Origin of the sequence: Mesorhizobium sp. M0768, from assembly GCF_040320195.1 — a bacterium.
Classification (GTDB): Bacteria; Pseudomonadota; Alphaproteobacteria; order Rhizobiales; family Rhizobiaceae; genus Mesorhizobium.
This window is the reverse complement of record NZ_JAMYPD010000017.1, coordinates 121681-138949: the sequence shown is the minus strand read 5'-3', so window position 1 is coordinate 138949 and position 17269 is coordinate 121681. Positions and strand designations below refer to the sequence as shown.

The following is a 17269-nucleotide window of genomic DNA, read 5'->3' as shown; positions in this document are numbered from 1 at the left end:
AAAGCTTCAACGGGCGGATGCGGGACGAGTTGCTGAACGAAACCCTGTTCTTCGGCCTCGACCATGCCCGAACAACCATCGCCGAATGGGCAGACGACTACAACCGATCGCGCCCACATTCGGCGCTCGGATACATCACGCCTGCGGCTTATGCCGCCAATCTCACCGCAACGGACGATCGGCTGCGCAACCCCGACCAGCTCCGCCGATCACCCGTTGCTCAACCCGCGCCATACGGCGTAAAACCCGCCGAGGCTCTAACTGCAGCCGGATGAAAATTCAGTGGCAGGTCATCGACGCGCATGACAGGGCGTTCGCCTTCTTAGGCGGGTCTGCGCGCATCGTCTACGACAACACGAAGACGGCGGTGGAGACGGTGTTCGTCGGCAAGGACCAGCAATACAATCGTCGCTTCCTCCAGCCGGTGGCCTGCGCGCTGGCATCGGGCTGGGAGAAGGGCCAAGTCGAGAACCATGTCGAACAGGTGAGATGCGGAGCCGTCAGAGTTCATGACCGGCCCGGCTATCTTGGTCGCCAGTCCTTTTCCGGTCCTTACATTCCGTCACCCAACACCGCCGTAGCGCGGACGCGCAAAGCACCCTGCGAATAGGCCTGCAACATATCCTGTCGTGCCTGCATTCCGATCTTCTTGCGGAGCGCTTCATCGCCCCCGAACACCAGTGCTTGCGTCACCGCCATCTCCGCTGAGGGAACAGTAAGCTTCAGCATATTCTCTCCATCCTTGCCGTAATCGCGGATACCGCCGACGTCGGTCGCGATCACCGGAAGGCCGGCAAGCATCGCCTCGGCGACGACGATGCAGAACCCTTCCGTATCGGACAGGTTGATGAACATGTCACGATCACAGGCTAGCTCGAACCAGCGCGCGACATAGCCACGGAAATGCACGCGAGCTCCAATGCCGAGCTCATCCGCCTTGCGCGAAAGCGCCTGCCGTTCCGGCCCGTCGCCGTAAAGATCGAGGCTTGCAGAAACGCCGCGGTCTTGGAGCATTCGGATGGCCTCGATCAGGCGGTCAAAGTTCTTTAGCGGGATAAGCCGTCCGGCAGCAGCAAGGCGCAAGGGTGTGCGAAGCGCGTAATCGCGCTTGTGGCTGGAAGCCTCATCGGAGCAAAACAGAGGCACGATATGCGACCGGCGCCTGCGCGGCAGGAAGTATGCTTGCGTCTCCTGCAGCGTACTGTCGCAATCAGCCCAGATTTCGTCGACGCGCCAGGACAGCGCCTTGAGCACAGGGCCATAAACGGCTGCGGCGCGCCGAGAGCGGTAGCGGGCGGTGTGTTCGAATGAAACGCAGCGCAGCCGAGGAGCAAACATCGCAGCAAGCCGTCCCACGAGATTGGCCTGTTTGAGCGACAATGCAACCATATCCGGCCGCCACTCCCGGATGAGGCGCAATATTACAAAGAACGTACCCACGAAGGTGCGCAAGGAAGGCTCTTCACTCTGCGAAGTCAGGATAAGATTGTGCTCTCCGATCTGTGCGGCGATTTGATCGGCAAGAGACCCGCGACCGCGGCAACAGGCGAGAATCTTCAGCTGGTGGCCGCTGAAAAATCCTGCTTGCAACAAGGTGAGCAGCCCATGCTCGGCGCCACCGGGATCGAATCCGTTGATGAAGTAAAGAATTCGCATGTGACCGTGAAGCGCTCCGATTATCTTGCACCTCGTATCAACTATCGCAAATAACTGCCTGATCCTGTGTGGATTCTTCTCCGTTTGTGGTGAGGGTGGTGCAGGTCGGAAGATCTCTCAGTTCTTACCCGCCTTAAGAGACCTCGCAACCCCTTAATGCCTCCCCAAAACGAGGGCCCACGTTGGACCGGAGACATCGCGAACAGGTTTTCGGGGACTTCACAACCGGTCTGCCATTCTATCGAGAGAGCGTATTGAAGTCCACGGTTTCCATTTTCTGATGTCTGAACCGTCGAAGCCGCCGTCTGTTGCAGCCGGGCCGCCCCGATATTCGTCGACAATGCTGCTTCGTGAGATACTGGTTCCGGTGAGCCTTCCCAGGAAATAGGCCCCATGCTGCCGTCGATCTTGTGGTCCTCTCCGAGCATGCCGTTTCGATGCCTTGCCCAAGTCCAAAGCCCTCCTCGGCGACAGGGGCTACGACGCCGACTGGTTCCAAACCGTCCTGGCAGACCGCAAGATCATCGCCTGCAGCCCGTCAAAGGCAAATCGAAAGGCGCCTATACCGCACGATGCCGCCCCGCGCTTGCCTCGAAAGGCAAACAACGCACCAGAATGCCAGCTTTGCTCCAGGATTTTCTGGGTCAGCACCGTCAGGTTACGACACCGGCTACCTCGCTGAAAGAGTGGCAATCATCCTGCCCAACTAGAGAGGTGCGCAAGGCGGCCTTTAGGCCTCGCTCACACTATTGTTGCAAGGGCGCCGATCAGACCTCAAGAAGCGGATATCCTCTTTGATCTTGTCAGAAATCTTTCGTTCCAGCCAAACAAATGTTGTCGGGACGACGGTAGGAGACCATCAGCCAGAGCGCCTTTGTAGGCCAAGAGAGCGAAGCGATGCTGGCAAGTACTTCGTGATACCGAGCCTCTCCTTGAGCCAACGTCCCTCCTCAGGAAACACCAGTTCCAGGGAGAGCATGACGATGACCAATTCCAAGCCACACATAATCCCGCCAATGACAAGGCGATAGAGCCCATCGGCTTCGCGAATACCCGGCAGTAAAAGTATGGCCCAAGTGCAGCAAGCTGCCAAAGCTGCTACACCCAACGCCTTCATGACCACAAAGGCCTCTTTGACGAGGCGGACTGGATAGAGCGTCGCCAGTACAGCCGCGCTCGCCCAATAGTTGAGTACCATAGCGATGCTGACTGCCATCGCGACACCATTGATGCCCCAAGGACTGCCGATGAGCGCTGCGACCAAGACGCAAAAAGCGTAAAACAACTGCCATAGCACAAGTTGCAGGATGGCGCCCTTGGACCTGATGAGCGTCGAACTTGTCTTCCAGGCGATGCGGAAAGGCATTGACAAGCAGAAGAGCTTAAATGGGAGTACGACGCTCGCCCAAGCATTACCGAGCAATACATTGACAAACTCGCTGGAGAGTAAGAACAAATTGAACGAGGCGAGGGAAGACAGCACGAAGACTACGGCCGTACAGAGATAATAGACGCGAACGATCCGCGCCTCCTCCTTCTTGATCGACGACAAAATGGGAAACAGAACCTGGTCAGCGGCGTTGCCAATAAGCTTGGTCGGCTGCTGCATTAGGAAGAATGCACGCGAATAGTAGCCCAGCGCAGCGGGGCCCAGAAAACGGCCGACCACGAAATAATCCACGTTCATCCCTACATAACTGGCGATGCGTGCAAGGGTGATGCCGCCACCAAAACGCAACAACTTTCGCGCCGACTCATGGCTGTAGGAAAGGCGAAAGGAGTGCGGGCTGTTCAAGATGTAGCCGACATTTGACACCGCGGTCTGCGCGATATAACCCCAGATCAGCGCCCAATAGCCAAAACCATAATAGGCGAGCGCAATCGACACTGGCGTATAGCCGAAGACGTAGCCGTTAAGATCGATCAATGACATCGCTCGGAACTTAAGCGCACGCTGGACCAGCGCACTCGAGACCATGCCCAGTGCTCGCAGCGGAAAGATCAGCGCGACCAACCGCAGCGGTTTTACGATCTCCGGCATATTGAACCCTTGCCCTATGAAGGCAGCGCTGAAGATGATCGCTCCCGCGGCGGCAAGGCCAAGACTTAGGCTAATGGCGAGCGCGGTCGCAACGTCCTCCTGCCCGACTTCGTCCATCTGCACCAGAGCGGGAGCGACTCCGATCTGTCCAAATACTTCGACAAAAGCACAAACGACCAGCACCGCGGCGACCACACCAAAGCTTTCCGGCGCCAGCAGGCGCGCCAAGATGGCAACGACTCCTACCCGCAGGAAAGAAGAGATCAGAGTCCCTGACGACACCCAGGCAAGCCCGGAAAGTGATCGAGCAGAAAGCGATTTCGAGGTGCTCTCGGATGACTTACTCAAGATCCGGCTCCACTGTCTGACGCATCCGAATGCTTACTACCTTTTCCTCGCCGTTTCCATCTGACTAGCCGATGTGTGGCCTGGGATCTTGGAGAGGTGGAAGTTTGGATGCGTGAGCCCCGGCGTGCATCCCGCGATGGGCTAGACTAGGAACCTGTCCAGTTAGTCCTGGCGTTTGGCCGTTTCATGAACGATAACCGGCTTAGACGGCGTTGGCGAGCTTTGTGAGGTTGTGGGCGGTGCGGATTATCGCCCATTCGGCGCTCGCCTTCTCGATGCCCCGCAACAAGAACCGCCTGAACTCCCTTGCTTGATCTGTCAGAACACTGGCTCGACGATTTGCTTTCTGAGCCTGTACCTGCTTCGCCATCCCGCCCGCTTGAGCTTGTGATGCGCCCTTCCTCGGCCTCGGCTCGGCGCTGCTCCTCCGCCGCGGCGGCGGCTTTCGCTTCTGCCTCCAACTCGGCCTTGTCGCGCGAATCTTGGCAAGCGGCCTCTCCTTGTCGGCCACCCAATCGGGCATCTCATCGCCGCGCTTCGTGCCGTGCAGCTTGTCCTCCGCATCTGCGGCCTCGGCGGCGGCCAGCCAGCGGCCGACTTCGGCCGTGAGCTCCGCTTCCCGCTTCTTCATGCGCTCATAGCTCATCGCTTTGTGTTTCGACGCGTTCGCCTTGATCTTGGTGCCATCGAGCGCGACGTGCCCGAGCTTCACCAAACCTGCTTTCTCGGCGAGCTTTCAACACCTGCACGAACAGCGAAGCCAGCGCCGGCAAGTGCCGCTTGCGGAAGTCCGAGATCGTGCGGAAGTCCGGCGGGTCGCCCGCCACGATCATCATGAAATCCTCATGCTCCAAGGCAGCCGTGGCGATCCGGCGTGAGGAGTAGAGGCCGCTCGCGTCGCCATGCAAAAGCAGCGCCGTCATCATGCGCGGATCGAACGGCGGCTGACCAAGCACGTTCGTGTAACTGCCGCTAATCGCGGATAGATCAAGCTCCTTCCTCACCAGCGACACGATCAGCCGAGAGAGGTGGTTCTTGGGGCACGTAGTCCTTCAGGCTCGGCGGCAGAAGCTTTGCCTCATCGAACTTCCAGGGGCGAAATTCCTTGCTTATAAGTCCGCAGAGAATCAGACTCGTCCCAACTTGACCAGTGACTACTCGGACAGACTCCTAGCTTTGAGCGCCCCGATATTCGTCGACAATGCTGCTTAGTGAGATACTGGTTCCGGTAAGCCTTCCCAGGAAATAGGCCCCATTGCTGCCGTCGATCTTGTGATCCTCTCCGATCATGCCGTCCATGAGCGCGGCCAGCGCGAAGGGAAGACTCAAGACGTCACCAAGCCGCCGGCTCCGGGTAAGGCCACGCAGGAAATATTTCGCCGCCCAGTAGAGTGACAAGCCGGGTCCACCGAGCGCTCCGCGACTGATCGTTTCGAAATTCCGGAACAGCCAGCGATGTCCGACCTCAGTGAAGCGCGTAAAATCATAAGCGCCCTCATGCACTTGCTGCATGAACGGTGTCTCGGCGTAGACGAGACCGCCGGGCCGGAGCACGCGGGATATCTCTGAAACGACCTGTTCCGGGTTAATCACATGCTCGAGGACCGCCTGAATGCAGACGCCGTCCACCGAGCCACTGGCAAGCGGAATTTGATGGGCGTCCGCGATGAAATGCGTGTATGCGGTCGGGTAGATGTCGAATGCAATCTGTCGAACGGCCTCGGTTTCATAAAGGCCGTCGGTCCCCGCGCCCTTGGTTGCGGCGCCGATCATGAGCACGAGGGGGCACTCAACGCCGTGCGAGAGAATGTGATCGCGAAAGCTGACAACGTTTCGCGCGCTGAGATTTGCAGTTCCGAAGAGCCATCCCTTGGTGATCCTCAGCCAGTTCGATCGCCTCTTTATGGGTGAGATGCCACTTGCCGTCAGCACATCGGCACGCACGAGACTGCAAGAGAAATCGATCAGTGCGGGCTGACCACGCACAACCGGATAATCGGCCGTTCGCGCATCAGAGAGCTCGGATTTCGTCTCCGTTATGGTCCTGCCGTTGCGGTACAGAATAAGCGGTACGGAAGGATTCCCTGGCTGCCGCATGAGATGCTCGAACTCTCGCCATTCCGCCAGCATCTTTAGGAGCCCTCAGCAAACGTTTTGCGCAAGGCGCGGTAGAACAATAGCTTGGCTGCGCGGCGCACCTGCGAATCCATGCCCCTCGGCAGGGCGCAAAGAAAAATGTAAACGTACACCCGCCAGGACAATGGATCGTGCCGCATCGCGCGAATGAGTAAGCGCGCTCCGCGTTTCTTTTCGCCTTGAGCCACGCAATCATTGCCGGCTTTCGCGTACAAACGCGCGTTGCGCCGGCGAGCGAGGTGCGCAAGCTCCGGCCGTCGCATGACCCATTCTCGCGTGAGGCGTTCGGCTACCGACAGAAGCGCGTCGAGTCTGCGGGTTGTGTTCGAGCCGTGGCGCCGTTTATAGACGAGTGCTCCGGCCGCATATTGAAATGTCCAGCGCTCGGCTACGCGCATACAAAACTCTGTATCCTCTCCAACCCTGAATGCCTCGTTGAATAACCCGATATCGTCGACAATCTCCCGCCGCATAACGATACTGGAAGGAACAATCGGCCCATCAAGCAGAAAATATGTCGGCAGCGTATCGCATTGGTCCGCGCGATAGCGGCGAACGGCGACGTGTAGAGCATCGGAAAGATCCGGAGCGGAAAAATCGACAAAATCACCATAGACAAGACCTGCCTTGCAGCCATTGCCAAAGACGGCCAATTGACGCTCAAGCTTGTCCTCAGCCCAGAGGTCATCGCCGTCGAGAATTGCAATAAAATCACCGGTAGCATGTCTGATGGCAAGGTTCCTCGCCGATGAAGGCCCAATACCAGCCGCCGTCAGGACATGTATGCGCGGCTCCCGATCGGCCAGCGACGCAATCACTTCCGTCGAGCCGTCCGTCGAGCCATCATTGACAATGATGATCTCTTTGATGCGGTTCGATGCGGTCTGATTGATCACGCTTTCCACTGCCTGCACAATGAAGCGTTCTTCATTGTGGCATGTCATGATAGCCGAAACACTCATCTTGTGCTTCCTGGCAAGGGGCGCCCAAGAAATCGAGGATGCCTCATGCTTGTCGGGTGACTCCTCCGCGCCCTGTTCAATGATAGGCAAAGCCCGTGCCGCGTCAATTCCGGCAGGAGCGAGACAAGGATTAGCGTGACGAAAGCTCGTGTGCCTGAGGCTTCTGTTCCAACGTAGAAGGCGCAGGGAACAAGGAACACGAGGGGCAGAAGCCGTGCCTGGGCCGCTCCGATCAATCCGTGAAAAAGTGCCCAGCTTAGAGCACGACTTAATCGAAACCATGCGGCGACCCATATCAGAATGTAGAGGCTGAGCCCAATGATGCCGTTCTCGGTGAGGATGCGTTGAAACTCGCCATGGATTCCCAGCCGCAGCTCGGCAGGAAGATCGCGGAACTCAGTATCGATAATATTTTTGAATTGGTTCGTACCCACGCCCATTATTGGATGTTCGGAGATGAGCTGCCTGGACAGAGTCCAGGAAAACGAGCGCTGGACATTGCTCGGCGTGTCTCCAGAGGCATATTTCCCCGTTGAGGCCAGGTATTCATACTGCCCCATGCTCAGCGGATCGAGCATGGACTGCAATTGCTTCTCGACATAGGGGTTGTCCACCATGGTCGACACCGCAAGAAGAGCCATGAAGCCGGCGGCGATCGCCGGTACCATCGCAGTAAGCCTTCCGCGCGTCAGAAGTGCAGCGGTCAGAAACAGATAGATCAAAAACGCCTTGCGTTCCCCAGATAGCACGAGCAGGGGAAGTAGCCCTGCCCATACAAACCAAAGGGTGCGCCCCTTGGCCCGGTTGGCGAAGAGGAGGAGCCCCGCGAGCGCAATTGGAAGGAAGGTGAACACGAGCCTTGGATCGAACAGATGCTTCCAACCGACCAGGTAGCCATGATCCACATGCCAGGCGATCGTATAGGCGAGGATCAACACCATGCCGAAAAGCAAGATGTTCACGGTCTTGTACGTCTCAAGCCGTCTGGTCTCCTGTGCGAGCGCGAACGCAAAGGCGCCCACGGCTGACATCTGCAACAGCTCGCGCAGGCCATTCTCTATGCCCACGCTGAAGGCCGAGACCATGTGCCAGTCCAAGAAGGGCAGGAGCAGTAGAAAACCGGCTGGAAAAGCCAAGCTTTGCCAACGCCCCGTGGCCAGGCCGTTGATGAGCGCCAGCAATGTGATCAGCTCGAACGGACGCAGCAATACAAGACCCGTCTCGAGCCTGATTGGTAGGAAGAGGCTTAGTATCGCGAATGTGAGGAGATAACGCATCACAGCCCCTCGCGGCGCGATATTCTTTTAACATGTTCTCTTTCCCGGAAACAGAACCTTGTTGGATGTGTCGATGCCGACAGGCGGTGAAAGACTCCGCCATGCCGCACGCGTGTCTCACCAGTAAGCGGAACCCGCGATGCCGTATTGGAGGGGGAAGCTTGGCATCATGTTCCTACCGGATTGGGAAAACTCCCGCTTCTCGGTTGCGGCCAGGACTGCTAGCCTAACAGGCTTCTCTGATTGGGGTCGTTGAGGTCAAGCTCCTCCTGATAATTTTCCGGACCATGTCGCCCCGCGGGTCACTCGCTTCTCTTCGCAGTCGGCGTTAGGCCGCCGCATGATGGGGTCCGTAGAGCGAGGCGTCTCAATCTGTTGAACGACCTTAGGAGAGTTCGTCCCAGGATCGTGCCTGCTAACGAGATCGCCTTGCCCGTCGTCCCCACGCTCCTTCGTTGGTCCGTTGTGCCTATTTCATGGCCGATACGGAGCCGGGTGCCTTGCCGAAGCGGAATTCTGTCGCATCGCTCCACATGCGATGCAGGATGGCAGCGAGCTTGCGAGCAACAGCAACTCGGGCTCGGGCCATACCGCGCCGCTTGGCGACGTTCATACCCCACGCTCTGAGGCTTGACCATTTCTTGCTGAGCACAAGCAGCAAATGAGCCGCCTCATAGAGGGCCGTGCGGCCGAGCTCGTCAGCGCATCGGCTTACCTTGCCCTGAATGTCCGTCTCGCCAGATTGATAGCGTGCCGGGGTCAGACCCAAATGCGCTCCGACATCCCTCGATCGGCGAAAGCGGTCCGGCTGATCGACCGTGGCACGAAAGCCGAGCGCGGTGATGGGTCCCACACCGGGCACGGACATGAGGCGCCGGCAGACTTGCTCCTTGCCGGCGATATTGAAGCCCTGCTCTGTCAGTCGCCCGACCTCGCGCAACATCGTTGCCACGATCGCCAGAAGCGGCTCGACAAGCGCCATGATGACCGTATCTGCGCCAATCAGTTCGCGCACGCGATGGGCGAAAGCTGCGCGGCCTGGAGTGCCGAGCTTCATGCCGGCCTCCCGCAGAATCGCCCTGACGACATTTTCGATCGTCCGCATTTCATTGAGGACCGTGCGTCGCGCAACGAGGAGGGATCGCCAGAGCCGACACTGCTGGCTCTTCACATGCACCTGCCGATACCAGCCGGTGCGCATGATCTACGCCAAGGCGCGGGCGTCGTTGCGATCGGTTTTGTTCGGCATCGGTTTCATCGCCGCGTTGGCCTGCCGGGTCTCGATGCAGATCGCCGGCAATCCTTCGGCGCGAATACCGTCATAAAGCCAGGCTGTCAGCGAACAGGTTTCGAGCCCGATGCGCTCCAGCGGCAGATCGATTTTCCGCAAGGCTTCATTAAGCGCCCTCGGCTCACTCGCCGCCCGCCCTTCCTTCACGATCCGGCCGCTCTCGTCGACGACACAGATCGCGGTCTCTTCCAAAGACACGTCAAGTCCGGCAAAATACTTCATGGCTGCTCCTCCTGATGTTTGTGGCGATCTACATCGACCACGTTCTCACATCTCGACAGGAGCAGCCGCCCTCAATTTGGCTCGGGCGAGACCCCAATCACCCCATCTATTGAAAAAGAGCTCGCGACAGTCCCAAGTTCGTGATTTCACTCTGACCACGAAGAGGTGGAGTGAATCGTGCGGGGCGGGGACGGACACACGGACGAAGCTACGTGGACGTTGAAGCCCGGGTGCGGCGCGATCATCCGTTGCACCGCATTCGGGCGATTGTGAACGAGGCGGCATCGGCGCTGGAGCGGACTTCGCGGCGCTGTATTCGCCGATCGGACGGCCATCGATCCCGCCGGAGAAGCTGCTCAGGGCAATGCTTTTGCAGGCGTTCTATTCGATCCGCTCGGAGCGGCTTTTGATGGAACGGTTGGAATACGACCTCCTGTTCCGCTGGTTCGTCGGCATCGGCGTCGACGACGCAGCCTGGGACCATTCGGTGTTCTCCAAAAACCGTGACCGGCTGCTGGAGGGCGATACCGCGGCGAAGTTCCTGGCGGCCGTGCTGGCGCAACCCAAAGTCAAGAAGCTCTTGTCCACGGATCACTTCTCGGTCGACGGCACGCTGATCGAGGCCTGGGCTTCGATGAAGAGCGTCAAGCCAAAGGGCGGCCCAAGCGGCGGTCATGGCGAACCGCCGGCAGACGGCGGCGGACGCAATGCGGAAGCGGACTTCCACGGCGAGAGGCGATCGAACGAGACGCACACCTCGACTACCGACCCCGACGCCAGGCTCTACCGCAAAGGGCGGGGCAAGGAGGCCAGGTTGTGCTTCATGGGACATGGGTTGAAGGAGAACCGCCACGGCCTGCTGGTGGAAGCCTGCCTGACGCTGGCCGACGGACATGCCGAGCGGGTGGCGGCCCTGCACATGATCGAACCTCGTGCCGACCGGCCGCGGGCGATCACGCTCGGTGCCGACAAGGCCTATGACGCAGAGGACTTCGTCAACGAGTTGCGCTCGATGAAGGTGACACCCCACGTAGCGCAGAACACGAACGGCCGTCGTTCGGCGATCGATCGCCGCACCACGCGCCACGGTGGCTATGCCGTCAGCCAGCGCATCAGAAAGCGCATCGAAGAGGCGTTCGGCTGGATCAAAACCGTCGCTGGGCAGGAGAAGACCAAATTGCGCGGCCGCGACCGCGTTGGGTGGGCCTTCACCTTCGCGGCCGCCGCCTACAATCTGGTGCGGCTGCCCAAGCTCTTGGCGGCGTCGAAATGACCGTGCCCGCAGGCTGCCAACTGATCGGCCGCTGGCGGATCATCGAAGCCGATCTGTGGGATCGCGGTTACCTGAACCTCGGTGGACCCGCAACCATCGCCATCGGACCCGACAACAACGGCAAGATCGCCTTTGGCGCCCTGCAAGCCGGTCTCGATCTGAGCTACAGCCACTTCACATGGGCCGGGTGTGACGAGATGGATGAAGTCACAGGCGATGGCTATGCCGAATTGCTTGACAACGGCTCGATCGAGATCACATTCGCCTACCACAACGGCGACGAGGCCATCCTCAAGGCAATACGTCAGACTTCTTCAACAGCCTGCTAGTGGGCAGAGCCATCACGCAGTCGACGGAGAGTGATGACGCATCCTGACCGCGCGCAGTCGATGCGGCCTAGTCTAGCCGACGGTCTCGCTTTCTGGGGTCCAGGCTTCTGGCTGGTCGAGCACAGAGACCGCGCGAACATGGCAGCGAATCTTATGCCCGACATCCCGCGAGCTGAGCTCATAGCTTGTGCCGGTTTCGCCCACGATCGGAACGCCGTCACGATACCATAGACACTCAATTTGCGACGCGATAACGTTCGCTACGACAGTCAGCGCCTGGCCCGGTGAAGCCTGGCCCGAGAAGGCCGGCAATGCGCTGAACCCCGTCGGAACCCTAGCCAGATCCGTTTCCGTCTGCCGGACCCTTATATAGTCAATCACCATGTCATACGTCTGCGACAGGTCCGGTTGAGCGCGGCCCTTTTTTTCATCGTAAGCGAAATCCACTATGATGTATTTTTTGGCTGTGAGTTCCGGCGTCGACGGAACGCGCGCCACTTCATAGCCATCGATCACGAAATAACTATAATCATCCTCGATCTGTGCGTACCAAGTATGAAATTCGCCATCGTATACGTCGATCGTCGCTGGAAAGCCATTTGATGGATCGACTTGATAGCCGGCGATTTTCCGGTGCACGCCACGTGGCGCGAGATTTGGATCTGCATAATCGAGTCTGGGTTTGTGGACGTGCTGGCTTATGTTGATATAGGCCCCATTGAGGCCGTCATATTCCCAAAAGTCAGTCTCAAGGCGATTACGCGTCCGCCAGATTAGATGCTCCCTGCCATACGCCCAAAAGGCAGGAAAAAATCCGGGGCGGGGCGCTGCGATCTTCGGTAGTTTGGCGCGGATCTCAAAGATCCCCTTTCCCCAACACCGACCCTGGCCATTGTTGTTCACGGAAGAGAACGCACCTGTTCTCCAACGGCGCTTGTGCAAGAGCCGGAGCGCTAGCGTGTGGCTGGCGGCGTCGTGCACATATGAGGACGGCGACGCCGAGACCCGCTGGGCATTGGCATCAACACCGACGCCCGCGAGATGGGTCGGCGCATACCAAATGCTGGCTTGAGCGCCCTTGTAATCATCGACAATCGTTCCGGAATCGAAGTCGTCAAGAAAGACCGTTGAATAACCGCGGATCGGGGGCGCCGCCTCACCACGATGAGCATATCGCTCATTGCCGATGGCTGCCCAGGACGCCCACGAGGCTGAATCGAACTCATAATGTGCCGGTTTGTCGTTCGCATCCACCGCTGAAGGAGGCCTCTGGCGATAGGGGTGATCGTCGGGCAGGGCGGATTGCCGGCCGACGCGCCACATCCCCCATCCGATCAGCTTGTCGATCTGCGAGTCATTTAGTTCGCCTTGTCCAATGATGACACAGTCGATCGCGACTTCGGCCCTCATCGGATTGTTCACATCGCCCATGAAGCTCTGCGATTTCATCCGGTTGGGTGCCAAAGCATAAATCGTCTGGCCCGCCGTCTTGACCCCATTTACCACGGCCTGCATCACAAATCCGCGGCGGTACCCGACCATGACATTCCAGTCGCCAAAATCCTTCGAGCATTGCCCTTCCTCGCTCTTGAGGTTGCCGTCATGGAGCCGCGAAACGAATGTGCCTGCGGAGGGCTTGAAACAGACCTGCGGCTGGCGATGCAGCGGGCCACCCTCTGCTCCATTGACGCAAAGAACGGAAACGTTATTCGCATCGGCGTTGACTGCCGAATTGCACCGGGCGATCACGAACCACCAGCGGTGAAGGTACGGGGCATCGTTATCGACGGGCCAAGTCAACGCCTGTTTCGTGTCCTTCTTGAAGAGGACGCCGCCGTTACTCGGAAGCTTTGTCGGGCGCAGGGTGGGCTCGGCTTGCACCGCAGCCACCGGCTTCACACCGCCGGATTGCCACGAGGAGACTTCGCCTTCGGCCAGGTCCTCCTGAAACCAAGATTTCACGATCATTTCCGGGAACAGACCCGGATGCCAGGAGTGAGCTTTCGGTTGCGAGCCTTGCGCTGGACCGGCGGCGCGAGCATCCAGTCCTGGGCGACCGGATGCCGTCAGCACAAGGGCGGCGCATACGGCCCGTGCCAAATCCCGGCGAGAAATGCGGTCGGTCATTATCGTGTGCCTTACCTATCTCACGTCGCGCCAATATCCGCTGGTTTCGAGCTAAGGCTGGACCAGGACGCCCGTTACCGATTATTGCGCTTCTCCTCGCAAAAACATTTCGCCGCTTTAGTTTGGCTTTTCAATGACGCCCTGCGGCGCGCCGAGGCGACAACAGAATCCTTCGAACGGAGTGGTCTGCGAGCATCGAGGTACTATGGAACGAGCCGTTATCGTCATTCGTCCGGTCTAGGGGGCTCGAACATACAGGTCAACATGATCGCTGCCTCTCTCTCGACGTAAGATGGCCGCAGACAAGTTCTGGCAATTCTGCTACAAGATGCCTAGCTTGCTCCGAAGATCTATCCGCGCGCCGGAAGCACCGAACCGCAATCCCTGGACCTCAGAATGGATCGAGCCATTGTCATAAATTCCTTCGGCCGCGGCGGGTCGAACATTCTGGCGAATATGATCGGCTCTTCGCCCGGCGTCCTCATGACCTTCGATGAGTTTTGGCAGTTCTACTACAACGGCGGCTGGAATCTTCCTCCAAAGGTCTACCGGCGTCTGGGACTCCAGGCGGGCAAGCTTGCCTCCAGGTCAGTGTTCCACGCGAAGCGATTTCAGAAGCGTCTGGAAAAAAGCATCCAAGCGTCGATCGCCGCTGACTACCAGCTGCGGAAGGAAAGGGGGCTCGATCTCGCGCTCGCGCGCCACGTCCTCTTCAAGGTGACTGAGTACGACATCTTCCTGAACTCTGAAATCGAGAAGCAGTTCGAAGAGACGATCTTCGTCGGGCTGGTGAGAAACGGCTACGGCCTTTGCGATTCATGGAAGCGCCGAGGGGTGCCGGCAATGATGGCGGGTCGAGTCTACAGCCACATTGCCGGCAAGATGCTTGAGGAACAGGCTGCCAGAGACAACTACTTGCTTGTCAGGTTCGAGGATATGGTTGCCCATCCTCTCCGCTTTCTGGATCGCCTGTACGGGCGCCTGGCGCTGCCGCGGCCCCGTGAGGACGCCTATATTCACAAGCCAAAGAGCTATGGGCCCGGTCAGGAGGCCGCCGCGTCTGCAAGTCGCACCATGCGCATAGTGGACAAAAGCTACTGGGCGTCACTCCTGGCCGAGAACATAAACGCTGCTGCGATCGAGCGACTGACGAGCGAGGACCTGAAGGACTTCAACAGGTACGGCTCCGGCGTCATGGAGACCCTGTACGAGGTTCGATGGAGCAGCCCAGGCCCTTGAATTCGCAGAGGGTAGAGCAAACGACGAGGCGAACGGTGATAACGATGCGGGCCTGTGGCGACAGGCCCTGGCACACTGTAACTAGCGGATGGGGAATGCTCGCCGATGCGTCCGAATGAAGCCAAGCACGTTCAGACGATCTTGGCTTCGCTTCCGAGCGAAGCAATGAATCCGTGCCTGAATATCGGCTCCTCGACCGCCCACTTCCGGACCGTGGAACAGCCCCACGTCGACCTACTCGTGTTTCAGCCGCTTCGCGAGCGCGGGATACGTATCCTCAATATCGATATGAAGGAAGAGGAGGGAGTGGACTTGGTTGGAGATGTACTGGATCTGGCCTTCCAGGAGCAACTGAGGGCGCTCCATCCCAAGCTCGTCATGTGCAGCAACCTACTCGAGCATCTGGTTGATCCGGGCGCATTTGCCGATGCCTGCGCCAGTATCGTGGAGCCTGAGGGTCTCCTGCTGGTCACCGGCCCGTACAGCTACCCCTATCACCTCGACCCCATCGATACGCTCTACCGGCCAGCCCCCGACGAAATCCGTCGCCTCTTTCCTGATTTCACCTGCCTGCAAGAGGCCGTCGTTTCGGACAGCACCTATCTGAACGATCTATTGAGCCAGCATACATCACGGGAGCTGATCCGGTTGCTTACCCGGCATCTTCTAAGTTTTCCGTATCTCCTTTTTGCTGACTTTGAGCGCTTCAAGGCTCGCTATCATAGATACTTCTGGCTCTTTCGACCCTATTCGTCGACCGTGGTCTTACTGCGTCGCCCCGCTTACGGTTGATCAGTAGATGATTGGATCACCACCTAGAGGACCCCTTCAATCTTAGAGGACGAAGATCGATGTTGAATATACAACGCGTTTGAATCCGGGATGACCAAATCAGCAAAGGTAATTACCCACGCCCGCCCTTGTCAGGGGCAAGAATCCCTGAATCTGATTTGCAGCGTCTGACGAAGGAAGAGTTGATCGATCTGGTGCTGCGGATGCAGCGGCCAGAGAAGACATCGCGCACGTCGTCCAAGCCACCTTCGAGCGATCGCAAGGCGCGTCGGGACAGGGCAAAGCCCGGCGGCGCCAAGGCGGGTCATGAAGGTCACAGCCGCGCCATGCGTGAGGATGCCGATCGCATCATCGATCATCATCCCGACCAATGCCTTTGCTGCCGCGCCAGCCTGTCGAGCGATCTTGCTGCCGAAACCGTCAGCGAGCACGACAAGATTGAGCTTCCCGCGATCAGGCCTGCAATTGAGCGCCATCGGCGTCTGGCAGTCCGTTGCCCGTCCAGCGGCACGCTGGTCGTCGCGGCTGTGCCAGATACGGCGAAGGGGACGCCGTTCGGGCCACGCGTGCACGCCGTAGCGACCTATCTCAAAGCCTTTCCAGGCCCTGTCCTACGAGCGGCTGCAGAGCCCGTTCGCGAACCTTTTCGGGCTCAGGCAGGGCGGACTGATGAACATGTTGCGCCGTGCGCAGGGCGCGTTCGCGGCCGAGTGGGACAAGGCCGTCGCGGCGTTGCGCCGGGCCAAGGTCATCGCCTCCGATGAGACCGGCGTGCGGAACGAAGGGAACACCGCCTACCACTGGGTGTTTCGCTGCGCCGAAGCGGTTGTTGATCAAGCAGCGCCAACGCGCGGCGTCGTCGTGGTCCGGACCCTGATGGACGGCCATCGGCTCGACGTCTGGTGTTCCGATCGCTATGCCGCACAACAAGGGCACGCAAATGCGCATCAGACCTGCCTGGCGCATCTCGCCCGCGACGTCGCCTAATGCGGACGAGGCAAGTGAGGACATGCTGCCCTCACGGCTCAAGCGTTGGCTTCAAAGAGCCTTCGCCCTACCCGGCGGTATCGATACCTTCGCCGCTCGACCATCGCCGGCAAGCGTCGCGCCCTGGAGCGAAGTCTGAACGATATCCTCGCCACCACAACATCGTGCGATCTGGCCCGCGATATCCAAAACAGGTTCAGGCGAGCTCGCGATCAATTTGACCTTTGCCCAATGGCCAGGAATGGTCGACGCGACGAACAACGCATGCGAACGCGCCCTCGGACCCGCCGTCGTCCAACGGAAGATCACTAACGGCTATCGCGCCATGTGGGCCGCAAAGAGCGAAGCCGACATTCGAACCGTCGTCGACACGGCTCGTCTCGCACCGAGCACGAACCCCTTCAAAATCATCCTTCAAACTTCAAACTGTCAGCGCCTGAAATCCGCCATGACTGAGCCCGCGACCTTGATCTTCCGAGCCTCTCTTCGGGCACGGCTTTATCGGGACATCGAGGTATCGAGGTCGAGCACGCTAGCGGATCTGGCCGAAGCCATCGTAGCGGCTTTTGGCTTCGACATGGACCACGCC

Annotated in this window: 12 protein-coding genes and 5 pseudogenes; 9 read left to right on the top strand and 8 right to left on the bottom strand. The window is 59.0% G+C overall.

Going from position 1 to position 17269, the window contains the following annotated elements; translation table 11 throughout:
- Positions 1–275, top strand: a 275-nt coding sequence (locus NKI08_RS21285; protein ID WP_352771975.1) for an integrase core domain-containing protein, incomplete at its 5' end; no start/stop codon positions are given.
- A 5-nt stretch (positions 276–280) separates the two neighbouring features.
- Positions 281–490 (top strand): annotated as a pseudogene (locus NKI08_RS21280) (IS21 family transposase); the annotation flags it as partial.
- A gap of 62 nt (positions 491–552) precedes the next feature.
- Here NKI08_RS21280 and NKI08_RS21275 read toward each other — a convergent pair.
- On the bottom strand, positions 553–1590 hold the full coding sequence (locus NKI08_RS21275) for a glycosyltransferase (protein ID WP_352771985.1): 1038 nt from the start codon (positions 1588–1590) through the stop codon (positions 553–555).
- On the opposite strand from NKI08_RS21275, the gene NKI08_RS21270 reads away from it, so the two are divergent.
- Complete coding sequence (locus tag NKI08_RS21270; protein ID WP_352718905.1) at positions 1489–1710, top strand: hypothetical protein; 222 nt, start codon at positions 1489–1491, stop codon at positions 1708–1710. The two genes, NKI08_RS21275 and NKI08_RS21270, sit on opposite strands and share 102 nt — an antisense overlap.
- 805 nt (positions 1711–2515) lie before the next feature.
- Here the strand turns inward: NKI08_RS21270 and NKI08_RS21265 are convergent.
- Positions 2516–4045 carry a lipopolysaccharide biosynthesis protein gene (locus NKI08_RS21265; RefSeq protein ID WP_352771973.1) on the bottom strand — a complete coding sequence of 510 codons (1530 nt, stop codon included), beginning with the start codon at positions 4043–4045 and terminating at the stop codon, positions 2516–2518.
- Positions 4046–4057: 12 nt separating this feature from the next.
- On the opposite strand from NKI08_RS21265, the gene NKI08_RS21260 reads away from it, so the two are divergent.
- The gene (locus NKI08_RS21260) at positions 4058–4195 is read left to right on the top strand and encodes a helix-turn-helix transcriptional regulator (RefSeq protein WP_502898895.1); all 138 of its coding nucleotides are present in this window, start codon (positions 4058–4060) and stop codon (positions 4193–4195) included.
- 52 nt (positions 4196–4247) lie between these two features.
- Here NKI08_RS21260 and NKI08_RS21255 read toward each other — a convergent pair.
- The 5 genes and pseudogenes from NKI08_RS21255 to NKI08_RS21235 all read right to left on the bottom strand — a co-directional run bounded on the left by NKI08_RS21255 (position 4248) and on the right by NKI08_RS21235 (position 9933).
- Positions 4248–5158: pseudogene (locus NKI08_RS21255) on the bottom strand (transposase).
- A gap of 57 nt (positions 5159–5215) precedes the next feature.
- A complete protein-coding gene (locus NKI08_RS21250) occupies positions 5216–6175 on the bottom strand; it encodes a class I SAM-dependent methyltransferase (protein WP_352771971.1) in 960 nt (319 codons plus the stop codon).
- A 2-nt stretch (positions 6176–6177) separates the two neighbouring features.
- Complete coding sequence (locus NKI08_RS21245) at positions 6178–7143, bottom strand: glycosyltransferase family 2 protein (protein WP_352771969.1); 966 nt, start codon at positions 7141–7143, stop codon at positions 6178–6180.
- A complete protein-coding gene (locus NKI08_RS21240; RefSeq protein WP_352771967.1) occupies positions 7140–8420 on the bottom strand; it encodes an O-antigen ligase family protein in 1281 nt (426 codons plus the stop codon). The genes NKI08_RS21245 and NKI08_RS21240 overlap by 4 nt, the downstream gene beginning before the upstream one ends.
- A gap of 469 nt (positions 8421–8889) precedes the next feature.
- Positions 8890–9933 (bottom strand): annotated as a pseudogene (locus tag NKI08_RS21235) (IS110 family RNA-guided transposase).
- Between the two features lie 170 nt (positions 9934–10103).
- On the opposite strand from NKI08_RS21235, the pseudogene NKI08_RS21230 reads away from it, so the two are divergent.
- Positions 10104–11206 (top strand): annotated as a pseudogene (locus NKI08_RS21230) (IS5 family transposase).
- On the top strand, positions 11203–11535 hold the full coding sequence (locus tag NKI08_RS21225; protein ID WP_352771965.1) for a hypothetical protein: 333 nt from the start codon (positions 11203–11205) through the stop codon (positions 11533–11535). The pseudogene NKI08_RS21230 and the gene NKI08_RS21225 overlap by 4 nt, the downstream one beginning before the upstream one ends.
- 72 nt (positions 11536–11607) lie before the next feature.
- Here the strand turns inward: NKI08_RS21225 and NKI08_RS21220 are convergent, their stop codons facing one another.
- The gene (locus NKI08_RS21220; protein ID WP_352771963.1) at positions 11608–13662 is read right to left on the bottom strand and encodes a hypothetical protein; all 2055 of its coding nucleotides are present in this window, start codon (positions 13660–13662) and stop codon (positions 11608–11610) included.
- 396 nt (positions 13663–14058) lie between these two features.
- On the opposite strand from NKI08_RS21220, the gene NKI08_RS21215 reads away from it, so the two are divergent.
- The 3 genes and pseudogenes from NKI08_RS21215 to tnpC form a co-directional block, all read left to right on the top strand.
- Positions 14059–14901 carry a hypothetical protein gene (locus NKI08_RS21215; protein WP_352771961.1) on the top strand — a complete coding sequence of 281 codons (843 nt, stop codon included), beginning with the start codon at positions 14059–14061 and terminating at the stop codon, positions 14899–14901.
- Positions 14902–15006: 105 nt separating this feature from the next.
- Positions 15007–15693, top strand: a complete 687-nt coding sequence (locus NKI08_RS21210; RefSeq protein ID WP_352771959.1) for a class I SAM-dependent methyltransferase — start codon at positions 15007–15009, stop codon at positions 15691–15693.
- 143 nt (positions 15694–15836) lie between these two features.
- A pseudogene (gene tnpC / locus NKI08_RS21205) lies at positions 15837–17065 on the top strand (IS66 family transposase); the annotation flags it as partial.
- Between the last annotated feature and the right edge of the window lie 204 nt (positions 17066–17269).